The sequence below is a fragment of the Herbaspirillum sp. Her3 genome (assembly GCF_057961275.1).
In genome coordinates, this window is sequence record NZ_CM176328.1 from 5,030,880 (window position 1) to 5,049,980 (window position 19,101).

Annotated in this window: 16 protein-coding genes and 1 pseudogene; 11 read left to right on the forward strand and 6 right to left on the reverse strand. The window is 63.9% G+C overall.

Translation table 11 applies throughout. The features are described from left to right. Position 1: 1 nt before the first annotated feature. The 4 genes from ACVC5H_RS22895 (at position 2) to ACVC5H_RS22910 (ending at position 3,173) form a co-directional block, all read left to right on the forward strand. Positions 2 to 1,654, forward strand: coding sequence for a methyl-accepting chemotaxis protein (locus tag ACVC5H_RS22895; protein WP_489620013.1), 1,653 nt, complete (start codon positions 2 to 4; stop codon positions 1,652 to 1,654). Positions 1,655 to 1,847: 193 nt separating this feature from the next. After that, positions 1,848 to 2,201: a hypothetical protein gene (locus ACVC5H_RS22900; protein ID WP_489620014.1), complete on the forward strand. Its 354-nt coding sequence runs from the start codon at positions 1,848 to 1,850 to the stop codon at positions 2,199 to 2,201. Positions 2,202 to 2,283: 82 nt separating this feature from the next. After that, complete coding sequence (locus ACVC5H_RS22905; protein WP_489620015.1) at positions 2,284 to 2,910, forward strand: trimeric intracellular cation channel family protein; 627 nt, start codon at positions 2,284 to 2,286, stop codon at positions 2,908 to 2,910. 107 nt (positions 2,911 to 3,017) lie between these two features. Continuing rightward, positions 3,018 to 3,173, forward strand: coding sequence for a hypothetical protein (locus ACVC5H_RS22910; protein WP_489620016.1), 156 nt, complete (start codon positions 3,018 to 3,020; stop codon positions 3,171 to 3,173). Between the two features lie 59 nt (positions 3,174 to 3,232). Here the strand turns inward: ACVC5H_RS22910 and ACVC5H_RS22915 are convergent, their stop codons facing one another. Both ACVC5H_RS22915 and ACVC5H_RS22920 read right to left on the reverse strand, forming a co-directional pair. Beyond that, positions 3,233 to 4,270, reverse strand: a complete 1,038-nt coding sequence (locus ACVC5H_RS22915) for a TRAP transporter substrate-binding protein (protein ID WP_489620017.1) — start codon at positions 4,268 to 4,270, stop codon at positions 3,233 to 3,235. Between the two features lie 75 nt (positions 4,271 to 4,345). Beyond that, complete coding sequence (locus ACVC5H_RS22920; RefSeq protein WP_489620018.1) at positions 4,346 to 5,095, reverse strand: SDR family NAD(P)-dependent oxidoreductase; 750 nt, start codon at positions 5,093 to 5,095, stop codon at positions 4,346 to 4,348. Between the two features lie 281 nt (positions 5,096 to 5,376). Between ACVC5H_RS22920 and ACVC5H_RS22925 the strand changes: the two genes are divergently transcribed. Both ACVC5H_RS22925 and ACVC5H_RS22930 read left to right on the forward strand, forming a co-directional pair. After that, complete coding sequence (locus tag ACVC5H_RS22925; protein ID WP_489620019.1) at positions 5,377 to 6,264, forward strand: LysR substrate-binding domain-containing protein; 888 nt, start codon at positions 5,377 to 5,379, stop codon at positions 6,262 to 6,264. A gap of 130 nt (positions 6,265 to 6,394) precedes the next feature. Beyond that, positions 6,395 to 8,401 (forward strand): transketolase family protein, encoded by a 2,007-nt coding sequence (locus tag ACVC5H_RS22930; RefSeq protein ID WP_489620020.1) that lies wholly within the window; start codon positions 6,395 to 6,397, stop codon positions 8,399 to 8,401. 530 nt (positions 8,402 to 8,931) lie between these two features. On the opposite strand, the gene ACVC5H_RS22935 is transcribed toward ACVC5H_RS22930, so the two are convergent. Beyond that, positions 8,932 to 9,141, reverse strand: a complete 210-nt coding sequence (locus ACVC5H_RS22935) for a cold-shock protein (RefSeq protein ID WP_088756495.1) — start codon at positions 9,139 to 9,141, stop codon at positions 8,932 to 8,934. Between the two features lie 457 nt (positions 9,142 to 9,598). Here ACVC5H_RS22935 and ACVC5H_RS22940 point away from each other — a divergent pair, with 457 nt between their 5' ends. Both ACVC5H_RS22940 and ACVC5H_RS22945 read left to right on the forward strand, forming a co-directional pair. After that, entirely contained in the window at positions 9,599 to 12,520 is a 2,922-nt protein-coding gene (locus tag ACVC5H_RS22940; protein WP_489620021.1) for an HD domain-containing phosphohydrolase, read from the forward strand. 102 nt (positions 12,521 to 12,622) lie between these two features. Beyond that, positions 12,623 to 13,279, forward strand: a complete 657-nt coding sequence (locus ACVC5H_RS22945; protein ID WP_489620022.1) for an alanyl-tRNA editing protein — start codon at positions 12,623 to 12,625, stop codon at positions 13,277 to 13,279. Positions 13,280 to 13,331: 52 nt separating this feature from the next. Here the strand turns inward: ACVC5H_RS22945 and ACVC5H_RS22950 are convergent. Then, positions 13,332 to 14,960 (reverse strand): annotated as a pseudogene (locus ACVC5H_RS22950) (SDR family oxidoreductase). Between ACVC5H_RS22950 and ACVC5H_RS22955 the strand changes: the two are divergent. From ACVC5H_RS22955 to ACVC5H_RS22965, 3 genes are all read left to right on the forward strand, one after another. Beyond that, positions 14,853 to 15,536 carry a hypothetical protein gene (locus ACVC5H_RS22955; RefSeq protein WP_489622760.1) on the forward strand — a complete coding sequence of 228 codons (684 nt, stop codon included), beginning with the start codon at positions 14,853 to 14,855 and terminating at the stop codon, positions 15,534 to 15,536. The pseudogene ACVC5H_RS22950 and the gene ACVC5H_RS22955 overlap by 108 nt on opposite strands. Positions 15,537 to 15,719: 183 nt before the next feature. Continuing rightward, positions 15,720 to 16,442, forward strand: coding sequence for a response regulator (locus ACVC5H_RS22960; RefSeq protein ID WP_489620023.1), 723 nt, complete (start codon positions 15,720 to 15,722; stop codon positions 16,440 to 16,442). After that, positions 16,439 to 17,848 (forward strand): ATP-binding protein, encoded by a 1,410-nt coding sequence (locus ACVC5H_RS22965; RefSeq protein WP_489620024.1) that lies wholly within the window; start codon positions 16,439 to 16,441, stop codon positions 17,846 to 17,848. Before ACVC5H_RS22960 ends, ACVC5H_RS22965 begins: the two co-directional genes overlap by 4 nt. Here the strand turns inward: ACVC5H_RS22965 and ACVC5H_RS22970 are convergent. Together ACVC5H_RS22970 and azu are read right to left on the reverse strand one after the other, a co-directional pair. Beyond that, positions 17,835 to 18,626 (reverse strand): ABC transporter ATP-binding protein, encoded by a 792-nt coding sequence (locus tag ACVC5H_RS22970; protein WP_489620025.1) that lies wholly within the window; start codon positions 18,624 to 18,626, stop codon positions 17,835 to 17,837. The two genes, ACVC5H_RS22965 and ACVC5H_RS22970, sit on opposite strands and share 14 nt — an antisense overlap. Next, positions 18,623 to 19,099 carry an azurin gene (azu, locus tag ACVC5H_RS22975; protein ID WP_489620026.1) on the reverse strand — a complete coding sequence of 159 codons (477 nt, stop codon included), beginning with the start codon at positions 19,097 to 19,099 and terminating at the stop codon, positions 18,623 to 18,625. Before azu ends, ACVC5H_RS22970 begins: the two co-directional genes overlap by 4 nt. Positions 19,100 to 19,101 lie beyond the last annotated feature (2 nt).

Genomic DNA, 19,101 nt, shown 5'->3' on the forward strand with positions numbered 1-19,101 from the left:
CATGCGCACGAATCTACCGATCACTACTACCGAACGGTTGCTGGAGGATGGCAAGTCCATCGTCTCCAAGACCGACCTGCAGGGCAACATCACCTACGTCAATCCTTACTTCGTGGAAATCAGCGGCTTCGACGAAGCGGAATTGATCGGTGCTCCGCAGAACATCGTGCGCCATCCCGAGATGCCGCGCGAAGCCTTCGCCGACATGTGGGCCACGCTCAAGGAAGGCCTGCCCTGGAACGGACTGGTCAAGAACCGCTGCAAGAACGGCGATTACTACTGGGTCCAGGCCAACGTCACGCCGGTGCGCGAAAACGGCCGTGCGGTCGGTTACATGTCGGTACGCACCCGCCCCACGCGTGAACAGGTGCAAGCTGCCGACAGTGCCTACCGGCGCTTCGTCGGTGGTCAGGCGCGCGGCCTGCGCATTCATCGCGGTGCGGTGGCCCGCACCGGGTTGACCGGCTGGCTGCAGGGCCTGCGCGATATGCCGGTGGCCAAGCGGCTGGGCTGGATGATGAGCGTGCTCACGCTCATGTTCATCCTCGGCGGCGCGGTTGCGGGCAGTGCCGTGCAAACGGCCGGCGGCAGCCCCTATGCGGTGTGGCTGGGCACCTTCGCCGGCACGGTCTTGCTGCTGGGATCATGGGCGCTGCTGCATGCGAGCATCGTGGCGCCGCTGCAGCGGGCCATCAAGTCAGTGCATGGCCTGGCGGGCGGCGACCTGGACCTGCATATCGATACCAACGCAAGCGGCGACATGGGCCTGCTGCTGCAAGCCCTGCAGCAACTGAACGTGAACCTGCGCGCCATCATCGGCGACGTGCGCCGCAACGTGGAATCGATGACCATCTCCACCGGCGAAATCGCCAGCGGCAACATGGATCTGTCCAGCCGTACCGAGTCGCAGGCGTCGGCACTGGAAGAAACCGCTTCCAGCGTGGAGCAGTTCGCCGCCACCGTACGCCAGAACGCCGACTCGGCCGCCAATGCCGATCGCCAGGCACAAGCCGCCTCGGCCATCGCCCAGCGCGGCAGCCATTCGGTACAGCGCATGGGCAAGACGATGGAAGAAATCGACGCCGCCTCGCACAAGATCGTGGACATCATTGGGCTGATCGACGGCATTTCCTTCCAGACCAACATCCTGGCCCTGAACGCCGCCGTGGAAGCGGCCCGCGCGGGCGAGCAGGGACGCGGCTTTGCGGTGGTGGCGGCGGAAGTGCGCACCCTGGCGCAACGCTCGGCCTCGGCCGCCAAGGACATCAAGGGCCTGATCGACGACTCGCGCGCCAAGGTCGAGAGCGGCAACCATCTGGTACGCGAGACCGCGCAAGCCATGGGCGACCTGGGTGGCGCAGTGGAAAACATGGCGGTGACCATGGCCGAGATCACGGTGGCCAGCAATGAGCAAAGCGGTGGCATCGAACAGCTGAACCAGGCCGTCAATGCCATCGACGAAACCACGCAGCAGAATGCAGCGCTGGTGGAACAGGCCGCCGCTGCCGCCGAGAACCTGCGCAACCAGTCCATCAAGCTGAGCCAGGCGATGTCAGTCTTCAAGATCAGCCATGCCGCCAGCCGCACATCCGTGCCCGCCGTGACCTCGCCAGCACTGCGTCAGAAGGACACCACGCTGGCCCTGGCGCAGTAAGAACCTGGCTGTGGGCGACCGCGAGCCCTGTGCGCGCCAACACTGCTTTACACGGCCTTTCGTTTCTTTACGCATTGAAGGAGTGGCGATACCTTTGCACCTTGGTTTGGCTTGCCTATCATGACTCCTGTGGGCATCCCTCCGTGCAGACGGACGGGATGCCGGCTGCATATCCATCATAAGGGAGTCTCAAATGAGCGTGTCGTCCGTCTCGTCCAGCAACAGCGCCTACACCGGCAACAGCGCGGCCGCCAGCAAAATTGCGGCCGCCAGTAAAAAAACTTCCGACAGTTCCAGCGCGTCCTCCAGCGACAGTACGTCCACCAGCAAAAGCACCACGGACAGCAGCACCGCCGCCTCCGCCCACGGCACCCTCTACAACACCCTCATCCAGCCGATCAAGGATGTGGTCGACGACGTAGGCGACGATATCGAAAGCGCCTACGACAGCACGGTCGATGCCATCTCCTCGGCTGCCCACTCGGTCTCCGACAGCATCAGCTCGGGCTTGAAGTCCATCGGCAGCATCGTCGATACCTCGGCCTGATCCGGAGTACCGCAGCATGGCGAGCTAGCGCGCCATGCAATAATCCAGGATCCGCGACTCACCGGCCAGCCCGGATCCTGCCATGCTGCTGCATACCATCTATCTCATCGCCATCTGCGCCGAAGCAATTTCTGGTGCGCTCATGGGCATCCGCAAGGACATGGACATCTTCGGCATCTGCCTCATCGGCACGGTGGCTGCGCTGGGCGGCGGTACCGTGCGCGACGTCCTGATCGGGCACTATCCGCTGGGCTGGGTGGCCCATCCGGAGTACCTGGGCTTCACCATCTGCGCGGCCATCGTGGCGGCCGTGGCGGCACGTGCCCTGCATCATTTCAGGTCCGCTTTCCTGGTGGTCGATGCGCTCGGGCTGGTCGCTTTCACCATCATCGGCTGCGACATCGCGCGCAGCTTCGACGACTTCCATCCTGCCATCGTGGTCATGCTGGGCATGGTCACGGGTGTATTCGGTGGCCTGCTGCGCGACGTGCTATGCAATGAAATTCCACTGGTCCTGCGCCGGGAGATCTATGCCAGCGTGTCGCTGCTGACCGGCACGCTCTACGTGCTGCTCCTGTACTGGCACATCGATGGCCGCATCGCCACGCTGAGTTCGCTGCTGCTGGGCTTTGCGGTGCGCCTGCTGGCGATCCGATTCCACTGGGAATTGCCCCGCATGGACAAGGAGCGTGTGCGCGGCTTCGACTGAACCGGAACGATACTGACATCCTTTGTTGCAATTACCTGACTGCGCTTAGCAAACTGTCGTTGTCCAATGCGGCCTCACTGCATGTGTTTAATTTTTGAGGTTCGAACATGAAACGATTGACGACGCTGCTGGCAGCAGCGCTTTTGCTGACCACGCTCGGTGGCTGTGTCTGCGCCCCCTGGTTCTGCGGGCCTGGCCCGGGTGGCGGTGGCGGACAGCACGGCGGCTGGGGAGATGGCGGCCCCGGCGGCGGACCGCGCTGATGCACACAGGAAGGGCTGGACATTGATGTCCGGCCCTTCTTGCATTGCACATGGTGTCTTCAGCCCAGCGCACCCACGCTGGCTTCCAGCAGTTTCCATGCATCCTCGCCGAACTTGGCGCGCATGTCCTTGTAGAAGTTGGCCTGGGCCAGCGCCTGTTTGAAGGAGCCCTTGTCGGCATCGACGATCTGCAAACCCTTGCCCGCCAGTTCGTTGCGGGCCAGACTGGAAAAGCTGGCGATGTCGGCGCGTTCGTCGGTAGCTGCCTGATCGAGTTCGCGACGCACGATTTCCTGGATGTCCTTGGGCAGTTTTTCAAAGGCCCGTCGATTGCCGAGGATCCAGTAGGCATCCCACACGTGATTGGAGAGCGTGCAGAATTTCTGCACTTCGTAAAGGCGCGCGGTGCTGATGATGGCCAGCGGATTTTCCTGGCCTTCGACCAGCTTGGTCTGCAGCGACGAATAGACTTCGTTGAAGTTGATCGGCGTGGGGCTCGCACCCAGCGCCGAGAACAGGGAAGTCAGCATGGGTGCGGCCGGCACACGCAGCTTGAGTCCCTTCACATCGGCAGCCGTCTTCACCGCGCGGGTGGAGGTGGTGATCTGGCGAAAGCCATTGTCCCAAGGCTTGGAGAGGGTCAGCAGGCCGACCTTCTCGATCTGCGCACGCACGTGGGCGCCCAGCGGACCATCCATGGCCTTCCACACTGCCGCGTAATCCTGGAAGGCAAAACCGGTATTGACGATGCCGGCGGCCGGGACCAGGGTGGAGAGCACCGTATTGGCCTGGTTGAAGAATTCCACCCCGCCATTGCGGATCTGCGACATCAGGTCCGTATCGGAACCCAGCTGGTTGGCCGGGAACAGCTTGATCTCCATGCGTCCGTTGGTGGCATTGCGGATGCGGTCGATGGCTTCCTGGGCACGCTTGTTGACCGGGTGCGACGGGTCCTGTCCGGTAGCGAATTTATAAGTAAATTCAGCGGCACCTGCCGGCCGCGAGAGGATGGAAAACAGCGGCAAGGCAGACGCCACAGCCGCTGCCTTCAATACTTTTCGGCGAGCGGGTTTCGTTGGCACATTCTCATCTTTCATCTCTTGTCTCCTGTGATTTTCTAATGATCTGGATCGATGAAGCGGCGCCGGCCTGTCAGCCGGTGCATGAACAACTCAATGGATCAGCATGCCGCCATTGACGTCCAGCGTGATGCCGGTGCAGTACTGCGACAGGTCGCTGGCCAGGAATACGCACACTCCGCCGACATCATCCGGACCGCCCAGACGGCCCAGAGGAATGGTCTGCGCGATCTCGGCCTTTTTCTCGGCGCTGAGGATGTCCTTGTTGATGTCGGTGGAAATGAGACCGGGCGTGACGCAATTGACGCGGATACCTTCCGGCCCGAACTCCCGTGCCATGGCCCGCGCCAGGCCCAGCACGCCGGCCTTGGCGGCCGAATAATGCGGGCCGCCCAGGATGCCGCCGCCACGCTGGGCCGACACCGAAGAGATGCAGACGATGGAGCCGCTTTGCTGCGTGCGCATGGCCGGCAGTACCGCCTGCGACATATGGAGCGTGCCGCGCAGGCTCACATCGAGAATGCGGTCATAGTCCTTGCCGCTGATGTCGAGGAACCTGGCCGGCTGGGTGATGCCGGCATTGTTGACCAGGATGTCGATGCGGCCGTACTGCTGCAGCACCGCTTGCGCTGCGGCCTCGCAGGACGCCTTGTCGGTCACGTCGGCCACCAGCCCGAGATGGCCCTCACCCAGGCGGGCGGCGGCGGTGGATGGCTCGGCCCGCTCCAGGTCGAGGATGACGACGCGCGCGCCTTGCGCGGCCATCAGGCGGGCGGTGGAAAATCCCAGGCCATTGAGGCCGGCGCCGCCGGTGATGACGGCGACTTTGTTCTTGAGCAGCATGGTGTGGTCTCCTGAAAGTGGCGTGCGAACGAGCAACAGCGAAGACCCCGCCGCTGCTGCCTGCGAGCAGATGCGGCGCCGGATAGCGAGGATGGATGTGTCTCCCTGTTGTTCTGGCGCTGATCTTCGAACTTTCATCCGGTGCGGACAAGTGATGCTTTGTCATGGGAAAGTGACGAAGCTTCATCTGCCGCATCGATGCGCTAAAATCGGCCGCACGCCCACGCCGGCTCGTGCTGTAGCGCAGCAGAACCCTTCACAAGAGCAAAAACCGAGACACCATGATTCCTCCACTGACCTCCCTGATGGCCTTCGAGGCGATCGCGCGCAGGAAGAGTTTCAACCTCGCCGCCGCCGAGTTGCACCTCACGCCCTCGGCCATCAGCCACCAGGTGGCGCGCCTGGAAAAGCTGCTGGGTCTGCGCCTGTTCGAGCGCTCCACCAAGGGCGTGGAGCTCACGCCCGCCGGCCAGAGCTACCTCAACCGCGTGGCCGGTGCGCTCGGGGCGATCAACTCGGCCACCGACGATCTGCGCCATGGCGTGGAGAACGCGCTGCAGATCCATTCCAGCCCCAGCTTCGCCAGCCTCTGGCTGATGCCGCGCATCGGACGGTTCACGCAACGCCATCCCGAGATTGCGTTTGGCCTGTCGGCCTCGCCGGAGATTTCCGATTTCGAGATCGGACAGGTGGACCTGGATATCCGCTGCGGTGTGCCGCACTGGCCGGACCTGGAGATCGAGCCGGTGCTGGCGGAAAAGGTCATCCCGATGGCCAGCCCCGACTTCCTCGCACGCCACCGCATCGAGACCCCGGAAGACCTGGTGCTGGCGCCGCTGATCCAGTCGCGCGGCAGTCTCCTGCAGTGGCCGGAATGGTTTGCCCGCCATGCGCCGGACCTGCGCCCGGAACGCATCGCGCTGCGCTTCGACCGCGCAATGATGAGCATCGAAGCGGCCGTACAGGGCCTGGGCGTGGTCTTCGAGAGCGATGCCTTCGGCGCCGGTCACCTGGCCAGCGGCCGCCTGCAGCCGGTCTTTGCCGAGGGCATGGCCTTGGAGATCACACAGCACTTTGCAGTCTGCCCGGCACGCAACAAGTCGCGGCCGGAGGTGGTGCTGTTCTTGCAGTGGCTGCGTGAGGAGAGCGCAACGCATGTGCCTACTTGACGCCGATTCAGGCAAGCCTGAATTTTCATCGCTTGCCGGCGCCCGCACTGGGCGCCAAGAATAAGTCTCCACCATTACAACGGAGACTGGCGCATCGCCCCTATCACCCGGGCCAGTGCGTCTTGCTGTCATGAACCCACATCCCCTGCAGCCGCTGGCGCATGCCATCCGCTTTCTGTCCATCGACGCCATCGTGCGCGCCACCGAGGGCCATCAAGGCGTTCCGCTCGGCATGGCCGAGATCGCCACCGCGCTTTATGCCCGCCATCTGCGCTTCCATGCGGCCGATCCGACCTGGCCGGACCGCGACCGGGTAGTGCTCTCCAATGGCCACGGCTCGATGCTGCTCTACAGCCTGCTCTATCTCACCGGCTACGAACACATCACGCTGGAGCAGGTGCGCAACTTCCGCGAGTTCGGCTCGCACTGCGCCGGCCATCCCGAATATGCCCCCGGCCTGGGTATCGAAGTGACGACCGGCCCGCTTGGCCAGGGTATCGCCAATGCCTTCGGCATGGCCGTGGCCGAGGCTTATCTGAACGCACGCTTTGGCGACGGCATCGTCAACCACCGCACCTATGCCTTCGTCGGCGACGGCTGCCTGCAGGAAGGCATCGGCCAGGAAATGATTTCATTGGCCGGCCACCTGCGGCTGGCCAAGCTCACCCTGCTGTGGGACGACAACCAGATCACCGACGATGGCACCACCGAACTGTCCATCAGCGAGAACGTGGCCGAGCGCTTCCGCGTGGCAGGCTGGCACGTGGAGGAGGTGGACGGACACGACATCGACGCCGTCTCGCGCGCCCTCGAGGCCGCGCACGCAGCAGACCGGCCATCGATGATCGCCTGCCGCACCATCATCGGCCGTGGCATCCCCCGCGTGCAAGGCCAGCGCGGCGGCCACAGCGCGCGGCTCTACGCCGAGGATGCCCAGGCCGCACGCGCGCTGCTGCAATGGCGGCATGGTCCCTTCGAGATCCCGCAGGAAATTCTTTCTCCCTGGCGCAGCTTCGGCCAGCGCAACACAGATGAACACACGGCCTGGCAGCAGCGCCTGCACGCCCTGCCGGCGGCACAGCGCGCCGAGTTCGAGCGTGTCATGCGGGGCGACCTGCCCAGCGGATGGCAAGAGGTGCTGCTGGCCTTCAAGCGCCAGGCGCATGAGCCTGCACAGGCCCAGGGCGGCATTCTCATCTCGGCGGCCATCAACCAGCTGCTGGCCGAAGTGATCCCCGAACGCATGGTGGGCTGTGCCGATCTGGAAGCGCCCACCGCACACAAGGGGTCGCTCAAGGCCTTCACGGCCAGCGACCGCAGCGGCGCCTACGTGCATTGCGGCGTGCGCGAACACGTCATGGGCGCGATGGCCAACGGCATGGCCGCCCATGGCGGCGTGATCCCGCTGGCCGTGACCTATCTGGCCTTTTCGGATTACGAACGGCCCGCCATGCGCATGGCGGCACTGATGGGCTTGCCGGTCAAGTTCGTGTTCAGCCATGACTCCATCGGCATCGGCAAGAACGGACCGACACACCAGCCCGTGGAAATCCTCGCCGCATTGCGCGCCATGCCCAACATGCTGGTGATGCGCCCGGCCGACGCCAGCGAGGCGGTGGAATGCTGGGAAGTGGCCATGCAGCATAAAGGCGGACCGGTCAGCATGGTGTTCGCCCGGCAGAGCCTGCCGCCGGTGCGCAAGCGTTACGAGGCCAGCAATCTCTGCGCGCGCGGAGGCTATGTGCTGGAAGAGGCGCAATGTGGCCCGCGCCAGGTCACGCTGCTGGCCACCGGTTCCGAGGTCGTCATCGCCTGTGCTGCGCGGGACATGCTGGAATCACGCGGGATTGCCACGGCCGTGGTCTCGCTGCCGTGCTGGGAATTGTTCGACCAGCAGGACAACGACTATCGCACATCGGTCCTGGGCAAGGGAACGGCGCGCGTGGGGGTGGAAGCAGCGCTGCGCTTTGGCTGGGACCCATACCTGGGTACGCGCGGCGGCTTCGTCGGCATGGCTGGATTTGGCGCGCCGGGGCCGGCCGAGGTGCTGTACCGGCATTTCCAGATCACCCCGGAAACGGTAGTGGCGCAGGCGCTGCAGTTGCTCGGAGGAGGCGAACACGGCATTGCCGGCTGATTCGCAGAAATTATTTATATTGTTTCCAGAACGCAAAAAGCCCACCTGGAACCAGGTGGGCCGTTCATTGATTAACGCTGGATTACCCCATGACCCTGGCGATCTGCCAGGTGCTGCGGAGTTGTCCTGCCCGGCCTATGTGGCCGGTGCGGTCGCAATCCAGGTGTTCGAGTTGTGGTCCGGGGGCCGCCGTTGGTGCGGTCCGGTGTCACGCTGCTACGAGCGATTAATTAACTATTTGCTCCACGGCGCTTGCCGTGATCGGCGCGCGCCACTGCCTTCGTAGTCCACCCGCCCGCGCTATCTGCACGGCCACAAGTGGTTCTCTGGCAGGGCTGCGCCCTGCGCACTCCCCTCCTGCGGAACCGGCCCTCCCCGGCTATCTGCCAGGTGAGAGTCTGCGAAAAAATCGCGCCGACAAGAAGAGACTGCGGGTCTGCCGGCCCGGCCCCTGGAGCGTATGGAATTCCGGGGGCGTTCAGGCGCGGTCAGCGAGGATGTTCGGGTTCGCTTGCGCGAAGATCGCGGTCTTAGATGACCTTGATGTTGGTGGCCTTTTCACCCTTGGGGCCGACACCGCGGTCGAAGGACACGCGCTGGTTTTCCGACAGGCTGCGGAAGCCGTTGGACTGGATGTCCTGGAAGTGCGCGAAGACGTCGGCACCGCCGGCATCAGGAGTGATGAAGCCGAAGCCCTTGGCATCGTTGAACCATTTGACTACGCCGGTTTGACTGCTCATGTTTGTTTCCTCTGGAAAGTTTGGACGAATGAAGGCACATGCCTCGAAGGCACTTGAAACCAAGAACTGAAACCGAAGGAAAGAAAACAGAACGACCGAGGAGGGAACGACAGTCAGGCGGAATTGGAACCAACAAGAATACAACTTGATGCAAGTACAAGTCGTATTGTACACCACATGTAGCAACATGCTTGCATCTGTTGGCAAATGTGTGGTTTTTCCGTCGCCGATGCGTGAGCAACCGCCGCACAAGCCGCGCCTGTACTGCGCCACAGGCCCGCCTGCACAGCAGCAGTCAGCGGCATGAAACACCCCTTGACTGCTTTTTGCTGCGCCAACGTAATTCCGGTATATTGGCTCGAACAAAAAAAGGCCGTGTCCCGTTGTGCGCCGGTGGTGCGGCGGCGCCGATGGCATCGCGGGTTCCGTTGCATGTCACCCAGCCACTGTGTGCTCAATGCCCCCTCCCGAACGCCCTTTGTTTGCCCCCTCTGATGATGACGCCACCGTGCCGGGCCTGCCGGTGCGCTTCGGCATTTCCGGACTGGTGATGGCGGGCATGATCCTGCTGGCGGCAGTACTGGTGTCGGTGGGCTGGTGGGGCGCGCGCCAGGTGTTGCTGGACATGGCCGAACGCTCGGCCGAAGACGCCGGCCGCATCATGACCGAGCGCTCACGCCGCATCATCGATCCCGCCGTGGCCACGCTGCGCCAGCTGGCCTTCGATCCGATCACGCAAGCCAGCCGTCTCGATGATCGCCTCACGCGCATCGCCGCCTTCTCCATCGACCTGGTGGCCAATCCGCTGGTGTCGGCGGTCTACGTGGGCTACCCCAATGGCGATTTCCTGCTGGTGCGCTCGCTGCGTGGAGCCGAACAGCGCGCCTTCTTTTCAGCCCCGCCCGACGCAGCCTTCCTGGTGCAAAGCATCGTGCGCGATGCCGCCGGTGCACAGCACGGCCAATACCGCTTCTATGACGCCGAACTGAAACTGCTATCCCTGCGCGACGAACCGGCCTATCGCTTCGACCCGCGTACGCGGCCCTGGTACGCCGCCGCAGACCGCTCGCTGATACCGGCCATCTCGGCGCCGTACGTGTTCTTTACCACGCGCCAGATCGGCATCAGCCTCTCGCAGCGCGCCCGCTACAGCGATGCCGTGGTGGCCATCGACATGACCCTGGACGATCTGGCGACCAGCCTGGGCAACCTGCGCCTGACCCCGCATAGCGAACTGGCGCTGGTGGACGAGCACCAGAAGGTGATCGCCTACAGCGACATGGCGCGCGTGCTGGAACAGGAGGGCGAGAGTTTTCGTTTCCGGGGACTCGCGGAACTGGACGTGCCGAGCCTGACGCAGTTGTCCGAGCGCGCAAGGGCGGGCGAATCCAGCGCCCTCTACAGCGTGGAAGGCCGTGAATGGCTGGGCCTGTCGCTGCCTTTCAACGTGATCGACGGTCATGCCCTCAAGCTGCTCATCGCCGCGCCCGGCGACGAACTGCTGGGCCAGCTGGACCGCAACCGCAAGACCATGGTGCTGGTGGCCTTGCTGTTGGTACTGGCCTTCCTGCCGCTGGGCTGGTGGGCCGGACGCGCCATCGGCCGCAGCATGGAGCGGCTGGCGCAGCAGGCCGGACGCATGTCGCGCTTCGACTTCCGTACCCAGAACCGCGATCGCAGCACCTTGCGCGAAGTCAACATGCTCACCGACATGGTGGATCACGTCAGCCTGACGGTGGAGGCCTTCCTCGACATCAGCGCCATCCTCAGCACCGAGACCCACGTCGAGGAGATGCTGCAGCAGGTCCTGGAAAAATTCGTGCAGGCCACGCGCTGCGATGGTGGCGCGGTCTACCTGTGGCAGCGCGAGCAGCGGCAGATGCAGCGCGCGGCAGCCTACGGCCAGCAATGCGGCCTGGCCGAGAGCATGGCCTATGACGAACAGGGTGCCGCCAGCGACCAGGCCCATGAGACCGGGGATGGGCGGCTGCGCGTGGAACTGGATCTGCGCGGCCGCAACGGCTCGCTGGAGGGGGTGCTGGTACTGATGCATGCGCATGACAGTGCACACGAAGATCCGCGCTTCCTGGCCTTCGCGCGGCGGCTCTCGGGGATGTTGGCCGTGGCCATCGAAACACGCCAGCTGATCGCCGCGCAGAAGGCACTGCTGGAATCCCTGATCCGCCTGATGGCCGACGCCATCGACGCCAAGAGTCCCTACACCGGCGGCCATTGCGAGCGCGTGCCGCACCTGGCCATCATGCTGGTGGAAAGCCTGGCGCAGGAGCGTGAAGGGCCTTACGCGGACTTCACCCTGAACGAAGACCAGCGCTACGCATTCCAGCTGGCAGCGCTGCTGCATGACTGCGGCAAGGTCACCAGCCCCGAGCACATCGTCGACAAGGCCACCAAGCTGGAAGTGATCCACAACCGCATCCACGAAGTGCGCATGCGCTTTGAAGTGCTGTGGCGCGATGCCGAGCTGGAATTGCTGCGCGCACTGCCCGCCGCGCTGCCTGCGGACCAGGCCGAGGCCTTGCGCGCACGGCTGGAGGAACGGCGTCAGCGGCTGCGTGAAGACTTTGCCTTCGTCGCACAATGCAACGTCGGCGGCGAGACCATGTCCGACGAGGCCATCGTCCGCCTGCAGCAGATTGCCACGCAGACCTGGCAGCGCCATTTCGATGACACCCTGGGCCTGGCCGACGAAGAAAGGCGCCGCCTGCTGGCCACGCGCGCCGGCTTGCCTGAACAGACGTTGCCCTGCACCGAACAATTGCTGGCCGACCGGCCCGAGCACAAGGTGGCCTGGGAGGACGAGCACCGCCCTCCGGTCGAACGCGGCGACCCGCGCAACACCCTGGGCTTCGACATGAAACTGCCGCAGTACCGGCAGAACATGGGCGAGCTGCACAACCTGACCGTGCGGCGCGGCACGCTGACCGAGGAAGACCGCTTCGCCATCAACAACCACATCGTGCAAACCCTGGTGATGTTGAAGCGCCTGCCCTGGCCGGACTCACTCAAGAGCGTGCCCGACACGGCCGCCAATCATCACGAGAAAATGGATGGCAGCGGCTACCCGCGTCGCCTGATCGCAAGCGAGTTGCCGCTGCAAGATAGGGTGATGGCCTTGGCTGACGTATTCGAAGCGCTCACGGCGGCGGACCGTCCCTACAAGCCCGCCAAAACTTTGTCGGAGTCCCTGCGCATCATGGCCAGGATGTGCCGCGAGCAGCATCTGGATGCGCAGTTGTTCCGCTACTTCCTGCAGAGTGGGCTGTGGCGCAGCTATGCCGATGAATTGCTGCGGCCGGCGCAGCGCGATGAGGTCGATATTGCGGCCATCGAACGCCTGCTCGACACGGCCCCGGCGTGAAGCGGCGAAGCGTCGGACAAGTCCGCTTTCATCGTAGAATCTGCGCTCACCCCATATGGCGCATATCGAATTGCAGCGCCACTGATTCCGCCAGGCAATACCATGACGCAAAAAATTTTCTGGTCTGCCCCCTACCAGACCGAGCTTGACACCACCATCACCGCCGTCGAGGGCGATCAGGTGCAGGTGGCGCAGACCATCTTCTTTGCCTTCTCCGGTGGTCAGGAAAGCGACACCGGCACGCTGGGCGGGCATCCCGTGCTGCAGGCCGAGAAGCGCGAGCAGTCCATCCTCTATACGCTGCCACCCGGCCATGGCCTCAAGGCCGGCGATGCTGTCACGCTGCAGATCGACTGGGCGCGGCGCTACCGATTGATGCGCCTGCACTTCGCTGCCGAGATGGTCTTGCAGCTGGTCTATCAGATGTGCCCCGGCATCGAACGTATCGGCGCGCATATCGCGGTGGACAAGGCGCGCGTGGACTTCGCCAGCCAGACCAGCCTGGCCCCGCTGTTCCCGGCCATCGAGGCCGCCGCACAGCAACTGGTGGCGGCCGGGCTGCCCATCGTCACCGCCTTCAGCGATGAAGCGGCCGGACGCCGTTATTGGGAAGTGGAAGGATTTGCCCGCATGGCCTGCGGCGGCACTCATCCGCGCACCACCGCCGAAGTCGGAACGATCCGGCTCAAGCGCAAGAACACTGGGCGGGGCAAGGAGCGCATCGAGATCCTGCTCGATGCACCCGACGAGACCGCATGAGGCAATGGCCTGGGCGGATCGGTCGGGTCTCGGGTCTCGGGTCGGGTCGTGCTCAGGTCTTGTAGTCGTACTTCATCTGCTGGGCGATCAGAATATCCTTGCTGGTACGCTCGCACAGGGTCACGTAATGCGTCAGCGGCTGCGGCGGCCGCATGCCTTCTTCCATCAGGCGCGCATTGTCGAAGAGCACTTCCTCGGCTGCGAAATACCCATACGAACGAATCGCCTTGAGCACGATGCGCCGGTTGCAGGGACCGATCAGATCCTTGAAGCGGTCCTGCATCTGCAGGAAGCTTTCGTAATGGGTCTGGCGGTAGCGTGACATTTTCTTGCCGCCCGTTCCCAAACTGATGGCTTCGTCGATCTGGCCGAAGGTGCAGGCGTGCGTGGGTCCGGAAGAGATGTTGTAGGCCGAGTATTTGAGGGTGGCTTTTTCCAGCAGCAGGTGCAGGGCCTCGGCGCAATAGTCCACCGGGATCACGTCGATCTTCTGGTCCAGCTCACACGGGAAAGCCTGCAAGGCGCGCGCCAGCCGGAATACCCAGTAGATGCTGCCCGAGGCGGCACAACCCAGTTCGGTATGACCGACCACGATGGAGGGCCGCGCGATCACCAGCGGCAGGTCCGGCAATTCGTTGCGCAGGCGCTGTTCGGCCTAGTACTTGCTGGCGGTGTAGTCGAGGTAGTGCTCCACGTCGTCACCGGGTGCGTAATCTTCCGAGACCGGACGCGGCGCATTGCGTCCGCAGGACATCCCTGTGCCGATCTGTATGAAACGCCGCAGCTTGCGGCCGCGGCTGAGGCCATGAGCCATGCTGAGCACGCCATCGACATTGGTGGGGAAGATGGAACGATGGCTGCCGAAGGAGGCCAGTGCCGCCGAGTTCACCACATCGGTAACCTGCAGCAGGCGTGGATCATCGATCCAGCGCTCCACACCGGTGAGGTCGCCGCAGATGATCTGCCCGGGCGACAGGCGCAGCAGGGCCTGTTCGCTCACGCCATGCAGGCGCAGGTTGGCGGCAAGACGTGCGCATCCTTCTTCGCGGTTGGCCGATCGGACCAGCAACAGCGTGCGCTCCCAGCGAGGCGTCTTGATGAGACGAGCGGCCAGCGCTCCCCCGATGAATCCGGTACTTCCGGTAAGCAACAACATAGACGATGAGCGTTCCACAGGAGACGAAGCGAGGACCGGCATACCCCATGCCGGCCGGTGAAATGCGGGCGAGGCCCGGTTCCCATTCCTGAAAAAAAGGGGCAAAAAATTATAAGGGAGGACCTGCAGAAATGAACCAGTCCAAATGGACTGGGCGCAGCAGGACCCGCACGATGCATGCAGGCAATGCATGTCTTGCCGCGGGCTTTCCAGTCCAAACGGACTGATTTCATTTGATGACGCGAGCATTAAAATTTGCTTAATGCTACCTCTCCTGATTGATCTCCCTGCACTCACTGCCACCACGTGGCGCCGAGGAGTTTCCCCATGCCGCTTGCCTCTTCGCTTGCTCCTCCTCTTGCGCGCGTGCTGTCGCGCGCACGTGCAGCCTACCCGCTCCGTGCCAGGCCAGCGACCGTGAACGATCACATCCACGTATTGCCGCTGCATCGGCGCATCCGATGGACCATGGAAATCGGCATTGCCGTGACCGGCATCGCGCTGGTGGTGGCGGCGCTGCTGCATCGGGCGCTGCCGATGCCTGCCGCCATCACCACCGTGCTGACCGGTCTGCTGTGCGGCGGCTGTTTCGCGCAACTGCTGTGGCGGGAGCAGCGCGGCTCGTACGCGCCGACCGATACCTCGGCAACGCTGGCCGTCTTGCTCGTGTGCATCGTCCTGACCGGCATGGCAGATGCGGGACTGGCCGCAGGACAGCGGGTGGAGCTGCTACCGGCAGTGGTGAGCACGCTGCGTCACGTGCTCTTGCCGCTGGCGGTGTTCATGTACTGGCTGCTGTTCTGCGGACCGGTGGTACTGCGATGGCGGGTGATGTTGCCGTTCGTGCCGGTGATGGGATGGCTGGCAGGGATGGTGATCTGGCTAGCGCAGGCCGGACCGGTACGCTTGCCCTTGCCCACACCGGGCCTGCCGATGTGGAGCGAAGCCCTGTTGCGCACGGGATTGCTGGTGGTGATGTTCGGGCTGGCGCTGGTGGTGTTGAGGCTGGTGAAAAAGTGCCTGATCGAAGCCGGGGTCAAGTCGCGGGCGTTTGGGGATTGGAATGCCTCGGCGGGCTTTCGGCCCGGCACGCGTCTTTGACCTGAGACGGCGCCTCATGCACTGGAGCGCATAGGCCGGAGAGTCCTTGTCCGGTAGCTCAAGCTATAATGATTCTCATTTTTGAACGAATCTTGTCTTGGGCAACACGCCGCCGCCATCAAGATCTTCTGCTTTTCCGCGACGCTGGAAAAACGGAATGACGGCCTGCAAGACCTCGCGCTCATGGGCAAACCAGATCACGTACTGATCGTCGATGACGATCCGGAAATCCGCCAGCTGCTGGCCGAATACCTGCAATCGGCCGGCTATCGCCCCTACACCGCCACGGGTGGCGAGCAGATGTGGCACATCCTCGGCCAGGAACAGGTCGACATCATCATCCTCGACCTCATGATGCCCGGCGAAGACGGACTGGAGCTGTGCCGCGAACTGCGCAAGAAGCGCAACACGCCGCTGATCATGCTTACCGCCCGCGGCACGCTCATCGACCGTATCGTCGGGCTGGAAATGGGCGCAGACGATTACCTGCCCAAACCCTTCGATCCGCGCGAGCTGCTCACACGGATCAAGGTCGTCCTGCGGCGCGCCCGCAGCTTCCCCGAGCAGCAGGAGAGCGACCGCATCGCCTATATCAGTTTTGCCGGCTGGAAACTGGATACGCAGGCGCGCCAGGCGATCTCGCCGCAGGGCATGACCATCACGCTGGGCAGTTCCGACTATCAGGTATTGCGTACCCTGCTGGATCATCCCAAGCGCGCGCTCTCACGCGACTATCTGCTCAACCTCGTCTACGGCAGGGAAGCCACGCCCTTCGACCGTACCATCGACGTCTGCATCAGCCGCTTGCGTCAGCAACTGGCGGACAATCCGCGCGCACCTGCATTGATTCGCACCGTCCGCAACACTGGTTACATGCTGATGGCCGATGTCCTCTACGACGCATGACGGCTCTGCCCTTTCGCTTGCGGTGGTGGCCGCAGTCGCTCACCGGCCGGCTGGCGCTGATCCTCGTGGCGGGCATGCTGGTGGCGCAGATGCTCACCGGCACCATCTGGTACGACATGCGCTACGGCACCGCCATGGAAATGCCGACCCGACTGGCAGCCACCCACCTGGCTGACGTGGTGAACATCCTCGACCAGGCCAGCCCGGCGCAACGCGCGGATCTGGTGCAGTCCTTGTCGCGCAGCCAGTTCAATCTCGCCTTGATGCAAAACGGACCGGATCATGCGCCTGCTGCATCACCAGCGGGCCATGCCGGGCAAAGCGTGACGGCGCTTTTTTCGGAGGTGTTGCAACAGCATGCCGGGGCGCGCCCGTGGCATATGCTGCAAGCCGAACTGGACGACCGGGGCGGCACGCGGGAGGGTGCCTGGCGGACATTATTGACCGATGAATTCCCGCACGGCCGCTTCGTGGTGCAAGTGGCGCTGAAGGATGGCAGCTGGCTGCAGGCCGACATCCAGGAAGGCCAGGCCGGCATGAGCACGGTGCCGCACAGCGCGACGCTGGATTACATCGTCCGCATTTATGCGCTGCGTATTTTTGCGGTGGCACTGGTGGCGTGGATGGCAGTACGGCTGGCCATGAAGCCATTGCAGGCCATGGCCCATGCCGCCGAAAAGCTGGGAAGAGACATCCACAGCCCGCCGCTGTCCACCGATGGACCACTGGAAGTGCGCACGGCAGCGCAGGCATTCAATGCCATGCAACGGCGCATCATCGACAACATCGCCGAAAGAACGCGCTTCCTGGCATCGGTCTCGCATGATCTGCGCTCTCCGATCACGCGGATGAAACTGCGCACTGAAATGCTGGCCGACGAAGATCGCAAAGAAAAATTCCGCAAGGACCTCGACGAGATGGACGCCATGATCTCGGCCACCTTGAACGTCGTGCAGGACATCGACGTGCAGGAGAATCGCCAGCGTATCGATCTCAACAGCCTGGTGGAAAGCCTGCGCAGCGACCAGGCCGAGGTAGGGGGCGACGTGGCCGTCGGCGGCCATGCGCAGGCGCTGGAAGGCTATCCGCGCAGCCTGCGGCGCTGCCTGCAGAACGTGGTGGAGAACGCGCTGCGCTACGGTGAGCGGGCGCGCATCCAGCTCCACGACAGTGCCACGCAGGTCACCATCACGGTCGACGACGACGGCCCCGGCATTGCCGAAGAACTGCAACAGCGCGTACTCGAACCTTTCTACCGATTGGAAGACTCGCGCAACGCCAGCACGGGCGGCTTCGGCCTGGGCTTGTCGATTGCCGCCACGGTGGTGCAGGCGCATCGTGGCGAGATCCGCCTGGCCAATCGCGCCAGCGGCGGTCTGCGCGTGACCATCGTCATTCCACGCTGAGCAGGCCGTCGATCTGCACCTGGCCGTAGCCTTGTGAACAGGGCTCGACGCGGGCCTGCACGCCATAGGCCTGGGCCAGTGCTGCCGGAGTGAGCACCTCGCGTGCGGAACCTGCGCCCAACAAGCGGCCACGCTTCAACAGCAACACCCGGTCGACGTGGCGGAAGGCGGTATTGAGATCGTGCAGCACCACCACCGTGACCAGGCCATGATGGCGCGTTTCCCGCCGCAGCAACTCCATGACCAGATGCTGATAGTTCAGGTCCAGTGCCGACAGCGGTTCATCCAGCAGCAACACCCGAGGCCGGCGCACCAGCGCCTGCGCCAGTGCCGCAAGCTGCCGCTGGCCACCGGACAATTCGTCCAGATGGTGCTGGGCCAGATGGCCGATACCAAGGTGCTGCAGCAGGGCCTGCACACGTTCGAGCTCGCGCACGTCGGGCCGGCTGCGCTGCTGGGCCTGCGCAGCCACCAGCACCGATTCGAAGACCGACAGATGAATCGGCCGCGGCAAGGTCTGCGGCATGTACACCACGTGCTGTGCGCGCGCCGCAACGCCAGCGTGCGCCAGCTCCAGTTCACCCAGGCGGATGCTGCCGGCCTGCATGCTGGTCAACCCGCCGAGGGAGCGCAGCAGCGTGGACTTGCCGCTGCCGTTCGGTCCCAGCAGCGCCGTGACCGAGCCCGCCGTCAAGGTGGGCAGATCCAGCCCATCGATCACTTTACGCGGACCATAGGCGACCGCAAGGCCGCTGACGTGGAGCGAATTACCGTTCACGGCTGTGCTTGCGGACGCAGTACCAGCGTGCCGCGCATATGCATGGAGTGGCTGGGGTAGGAACAGAAGAAGGTGTAGTCCGTGCCGGCTCGCAGACGCGCGGTCGGGAAACTCACGCTGGCGCGCTCGCCGCCGCCCAGCATCGGCGTGGCGGCGATGATGCGGCTGTCGTGCTGCGGCAGGTAGTCGGCGACAGGTCCTGCTTGCAGGCCGTCGCGGATCACGCCATCGATCTGCGCGGTGCGCACCAGGACCCAGTTGTGACCGGCCAGCTCCTTGGGCTTCTTGCCCGTGTGAACCAGGTGCACGGTGAAGCGCTCGCAGGTGGCCGGCACATCGATCCGCTGCAGCGAGAACTTCTTGCCGGGCTGGCCTTGGAGGGTGACTGCACAGGCATCTTCCGATGCCGCATGCGCGGGCAAGGCAGCGGCCATGCCAAACAGCATGGCCAGGGATAAGAACGCTTTGTTCATGA

Excerpts from the sequence above, each read along its gene's own strand:
- ACVC5H_RS22910 (WP_489620016.1), top strand. The coding sequence starts at position 3,018 with ATGAAACGATTGACGACGCTGCTGGCAGCAGCGCTTTTGCTGACCACG.
- ACVC5H_RS22935 (WP_088756495.1), bottom strand. The coding sequence starts at position 9,141 with ATGAGCAGTCAAACCGGCGTAGTCAAATGGTTCAACGATGCCAAGGGC.
- ACVC5H_RS22960 (WP_489620023.1), top strand. The coding sequence starts at position 15,720 with ATGGGCAAACCAGATCACGTACTGATCGTCGATGACGATCCGGAAATC.
- ACVC5H_RS22940 (WP_489620021.1), top strand. The coding sequence starts at position 9,599 with ATGCCCCCTCCCGAACGCCCTTTGTTTGCCCCCTCTGATGATGACGCC.
- azu (WP_489620026.1), bottom strand. The coding sequence starts at position 19,099 with ATGAACAAAGCGTTCTTATCCCTGGCCATGCTGTTTGGCATGGCCGCT.
- ACVC5H_RS22900 (WP_489620014.1), top strand. The coding sequence starts at position 1,848 with ATGAGCGTGTCGTCCGTCTCGTCCAGCAACAGCGCCTACACCGGCAAC.
- ACVC5H_RS22905 (WP_489620015.1), top strand. The coding sequence starts at position 2,284 with ATGCTGCTGCATACCATCTATCTCATCGCCATCTGCGCCGAAGCAATT.
- ACVC5H_RS22895 (WP_489620013.1), top strand. The coding sequence starts at position 2 with ATGCGCACGAATCTACCGATCACTACTACCGAACGGTTGCTGGAGGAT.
- ACVC5H_RS22945 (WP_489620022.1), top strand. The coding sequence starts at position 12,623 with ATGACGCAAAAAATTTTCTGGTCTGCCCCCTACCAGACCGAGCTTGAC.
- ACVC5H_RS22915 (WP_489620017.1), bottom strand. The coding sequence starts at position 4,270 with ATGAAAGATGAGAATGTGCCAACGAAACCCGCTCGCCGAAAAGTATTG.
- ACVC5H_RS22925 (WP_489620019.1), top strand. The coding sequence starts at position 5,377 with ATGATTCCTCCACTGACCTCCCTGATGGCCTTCGAGGCGATCGCGCGC.
- ACVC5H_RS22965 (WP_489620024.1), top strand. The coding sequence starts at position 16,439 with ATGACGGCTCTGCCCTTTCGCTTGCGGTGGTGGCCGCAGTCGCTCACC.
- ACVC5H_RS22930 (WP_489620020.1), top strand. The coding sequence starts at position 6,395 with ATGAACCCACATCCCCTGCAGCCGCTGGCGCATGCCATCCGCTTTCTG.
- ACVC5H_RS22920 (WP_489620018.1), bottom strand. The coding sequence starts at position 5,095 with ATGCTGCTCAAGAACAAAGTCGCCGTCATCACCGGCGGCGCCGGCCTC.